Origin of the sequence: Nocardia sp. CC201C, assembly GCF_030010695.1 — a bacterium.
Taxonomy (GTDB): domain Bacteria; phylum Actinomycetota; class Actinomycetes; order Mycobacteriales; family Mycobacteriaceae; genus Nocardia; species Nocardia otitidiscaviarum.
The window spans coordinates 1-4,266 of record NZ_JASCXP010000528.1 but is presented as its reverse complement, the minus strand read 5'-3'; the positions used below and the strand labels follow the sequence as shown (position 1 = coordinate 4,266).

Below are 4,266 nucleotides of genomic sequence, written 5' to 3'. Positions count from 1 at the left end.
GAGGGTGCCGCGGCCGCGTCGACCTCGACCGGGGGCGGCCGCCGGTACACCATGCGGGTCTCGGTGACCTCCTGCCGACCGTGCGGCAGGGGTTGCCCCTCGGCGTCGAGATTGACGAACACGATCCTGTCGATGGTGAGCACCGGCTGTCCGGTGACCTTGTTGCGGACCTCGCAGCCCAGCGTGATCGAGGTGCGGCCGAAGTCGCGCACGACCACGCCGAGTTCGATCACGTCGCCGAGCCGCACCGGATTGATGAACTCGATCTCGGAGATGTACTTGGTCACCAATCGGGAATTGTCCAGTTGACCGGCGGCGTAGATGGCCGCTTCCTCGTCCAGCCAGGCCAGCAGGGTGCCGCCGAACAGCGAGCCGTTGGGGTTGAGGTCCTGCGGTTTGATCCAGCGACGGGTATGGAAGATCATCTCGTACCGTCCTCGTGATCCGGGGGTGGAATCGATCGGTACCGCGATCGCGAGCCTACCTCCGCCCGCCTCCACTCCGCCGGATTTCGATCTTGAATTGTGATTCCGCCGGGCCGCGCCGCTATCGGTGGTCGGCACGGGGACAAACCGGGGTCGCCGACATCACGTGCCCGACATTTCGGTGCCGAAAGTCCTCGCGGCAGGTTGCTTTCTCACCGGTTGCCGCACCGGCGGCCGGAGGATCCTCGAGGGATGAGCACGACGTCGCACTGTGGCTCCGGCCGCCCCCGCCCCGCATCCGCGAGACGGGTCCGCGTGCTCCTGGTCGACAAGGAGCGTGCGGTCCGACGTGCGGTGCGCGACCTGCTCGACCTCGACCCCGCGGTATCGGTGGCGGGTGAGGCCGCCACCCTGGCCAAGGGCCGGCTGCTCATCGCCGAGCTGCGACCCGATGTCGTGATCCTCGAACCGCAGCTGCCGGACGGGGACGGGCTGGAGTTGTGCCGCAGTGTCCCGGCCGATGCCGCCACCCGCTTCCTCATCCTGACCTCCGATGTCAGCGCGGGCGCCATGCTCGACGCCGTCGGTGCGGGTGCGGCCGGTTATATCGTCAAGGATCTCACCGGCCTGGCGCTCGCCGACTCGGTGAAGGCCGTGGCCGCGGGCGAGTCCTATCTGGACGGCCACGCGACCCCGGTGCTGATGCGGGAGTTCCGTCGCCGCGCGCTCGCCGAGCGTTAACGAGCGGCCCGTCGCGTCCGGTCGCGGTGCCAGCGCGCGATGGTCCGTCCGACCTCGGTCTGCGGCGGCTCGTGGTAGAGCCATTCGCGGGCGAGCCGATGCCAATTGCTGGTCGCCTCCAGCCGTCCGAGCACGGCACAGGTCCACAGATCCGTGCGGCGGGAGAACACGTGTTCGCGCGGCAGCGATTGCTGTCGCATGCCTCGGAACTCGGACATTCGGGGGTCGATGGCGCACACCACCGCACCGGTGGCGCACTCCGGGGTGATGGTGATGTCCTCGTCGAGCAGATGCCATCCGGCGGCGGCCCACACGTAGTCGAGGCATTCCCGCGCACTGACTCCCGCATCCGGGGCGATGATGCCGCGGTCGACCCAGTGCCGGTACAGATCCTCGGCGCGCTGTTCGGCCGCGGCGCGCATTCCGGTGCGCTCGAATTCCACGTCGACCCGATTCATGTGGTGGTAGAGACCGAAGTCGACGAATCCGAGCCGACCGTCCGAATGCAGCAGGATATTGCCCGGATGCGGATCACCGCAGAACTCGTAGTCGGAGAACAGCGACGTGATGTAGAAGCGGTAGATCAGCTCGCCGATACGGTCCCGGTCGCGGGCGGGCAGGGAGCGAATGTGCTCGAAGGACTTTCCGTCGAGGAATTCGGTGACGAGCACGTTGTGGGTGCAGTATTCGGCGATGCTGTCCGGAACGGTGATGAGCGGGTGGTCGCGATATCGCGACGCGACGCGATGCTGGTTGCGCGCCTCCCGCAGGTAGTCGAGTTCCCCGCCGATATTCCGGCTGATCTCGTCCAGTACCGAAGCGTCACCCGCGCTGGGCAATACGGCGTGCAGCAGCCCGCTGATCATGCCGAGATTGCGCATATCGGCGGCCACCGCCCGATCCACATCGGGATACTTCACCTTCACCGCGACCGTGCGGCCGTCGCGCAGCCGCGCCCGATACACCTGGCCGATCGAGGCCGCGGCGATCGGCTCCTCGTCGAAGTCGGCGAAAACCCGCGACAGCGGTCCGAGACCGTCCTCGACGACCGCGCGCATCTGCGCGAATCCGACCACCGGCGCCCGGTCCTGAAGTTCGGCGAGTTTGTGCCGGAACAGTTCCCGATGGGATTCCGGGACGAGATCCAGATCGAGCACCGACAGCATCTGCCCCACTTTCATGGCCGCGCCCTTCATGGTGCCCAGCACGGCGACCAGTTGCTGCGCGGCTTGTAATGTGGAGCGCTCCGCGAGGATTCGTCGCGCCTCGTCGGGACGCCCGATCATGGACAGCCTGGTGCCGATGCCGCGCATCGCCTGCCCCGCGGCCAGTCGACCCAGTCGAGTTCCCCGCTCCAGCCGCCCCGAAGGCACTCGACCGGCCATTGCGCGCACCTCCCTGTGCCACGTGTGGCGCATCAACATACCGCACCGCAGTGATCTGGAACACCCTAAGATGAGCAAAGCTCGACTTTCACCGCACGACAGGAGATCGCGAGGATGACGAAAGCCGTCAGACAGCGCCGTCGTCCGACCCAGGAGCGTGCGAAGGCGACCAGGGAACACATTCTCGACACCGCCGCACGCCTGTTCGGTGAACGCGGAATCGCCGATACCTCCACGAATCGGATCGCCGCCGAGGCCGGGGTGAGCATCGGCACCCTGTACCGGTATTTCTCCGATCGCTCCGTGATCGTGGACGAGTTGCTGGGGCGGCTGCTGGAGAGCTCGGAACGTCGCTTCACCCAGTGGGTTTCCGAGATATCGCGCGAACGGATCAACTCAACATTCGTCGACGCGCTGCCGGAATTGATCACCGAACTGCTGGAGGTGTTCACCGAGGAGCTGGTGGCCAATGCGAAACTGGTGCGCGCCCTGGTGGCCGGAGTGCAGTTCTACAGCAGCGGTCTCCCGGAATTCGAACCGCGGCTGCGCCTGCTGGTCAAGGTGCTGCTGATCCAACTGCTCGGCCCGGGTGACGATCACCGGTACGACGTCATGACCTTCGTACTGATCAACACCGGGTTCGCGGGAGTACTGCGGGCCTCGGCGCTGGATGTCGACGGGGAGGCCCGCCGCGAGGCCATCGCCTCGACCGCGCGCATGATCAGCGCGTGGATGGAATCCGAGCAGCGCGCCGCTCGAACCGTCTCGGCCACAACGACTCCCGTGGTCGACGGCGTCGGTGCGGCCAACTGACGGCACCGACGCGGGACGCGCCCACCGGGGGTCAGCTCCCGGTGGGCCTGTTCGAGTCGGCCGTCAGAGCGATCCGCCGCCGCCCACCAGCCAGGGGTTGAAGTCGCACACCAGCTCCGGGAACCGCACCGGGTCGAGCGCCCGCAGCGCGATGGACAGCGACCGCGGCGAGTACATCATGGTGAGATGATCCGACAGGTCCTGTTCGCAGCCGTCCTGCAGCAGGATGTTGTCGACCCGCGCACCGGGTCCCGGCCGCAGGAAGGTCAGATCGTACGGATTGGTGATCTCGTCGTAGCGGGTGGCCACGATGGTGTACTCGATGCCGGGAACGGTATCGCCGTCGGCGTTCAGCCGATTCACGAAGTCCGAGCCGATGGTCTGCTGGATTCCGGCGTGCCCCACGAAGATCTCGACGAGGCCGAGCACATCGATCCCGAGATTGTTGATGGCGCGTCCGAGCGCGCCGATCCCGACCAGCGAGGTGCCGTGATGCGTCGCGCCGTAGGTGATCAGGTCGTGGACCTTCGCCGCGCCGCCCTCGAACTTGGTGTACCAGTTCGCCATCGAGCCGCCCTGGGAGTGCGCCACGATATCGACCTGCTCGGCGCCGGTGGCCGCCAGCACCCGATCGACGAAGGCCGCCAACTGCTTTGCGGAGTCCTGGATGTAGCCGGTGCCCATGACGCCGGGCAGCACCGATCCGAGTCCGCCGCCCTCGATGAGATTCGAGCGCCCGTAATTCAAGGTGAAGGTGCAGAATCCGGCGTCCTTGATGGGCTGGCCCATGTACGCGAATCCGTTGTAGGCGTTCATCCAGGTGCCGTGCACCAGCAGCACCGGCCGCGGATGCTCGGCGGTGGGCTTGCAGTTCCAGTCGTTCGCGCCCGGCGGGGGGGCAT

At 66.9% G+C, this 4,266-nt stretch carries 5 protein-coding genes; 2 read left to right on the top strand and 3 right to left on the bottom strand.

The window, feature by feature from the left end:
* Nucleotides 1-425, bottom strand: a 425-nt coding sequence (locus tag QK444_RS33310) for a hotdog domain-containing protein (protein ID WP_282786013.1), incomplete at its 3' end; no start/stop codon positions are given.
* 252 nt (nucleotides 426-677) lie between these two features.
* On the opposite strand from QK444_RS33310, the gene QK444_RS33305 reads away from it, so the two are divergent.
* Entirely contained in the window at nucleotides 678-1,166 is a 489-nt protein-coding gene (locus QK444_RS33305) for a response regulator transcription factor (RefSeq protein WP_282786012.1), read from the top strand.
* Here QK444_RS33305 and QK444_RS33300 read toward each other — a convergent pair.
* Nucleotides 1,163-2,551 carry an AarF/ABC1/UbiB kinase family protein gene (locus QK444_RS33300; RefSeq protein WP_282786011.1) on the bottom strand — a complete coding sequence of 463 codons (1,389 nt, stop codon included), beginning with the start codon at nucleotides 2,549-2,551 and terminating at the stop codon, nucleotides 1,163-1,165. The two genes, QK444_RS33305 and QK444_RS33300, sit on opposite strands and share 4 nt — an antisense overlap.
* 114 nt (nucleotides 2,552-2,665) lie before the next feature.
* Between QK444_RS33300 and QK444_RS33295 the strand changes: the two genes are divergently transcribed.
* The gene (locus QK444_RS33295) at nucleotides 2,666-3,364 is read left to right on the top strand and encodes a TetR/AcrR family transcriptional regulator (RefSeq protein ID WP_282786010.1); all 699 of its coding nucleotides are present in this window, start codon (nucleotides 2,666-2,668) and stop codon (nucleotides 3,362-3,364) included.
* A gap of 63 nt (nucleotides 3,365-3,427) precedes the next feature.
* Here the strand turns inward: QK444_RS33295 and QK444_RS33290 are convergent.
* Nucleotides 3,428-4,266: alpha/beta fold hydrolase (locus QK444_RS33290; RefSeq protein WP_282786009.1), on the bottom strand; the 839-nt coding region annotated here is incomplete at its 5' end.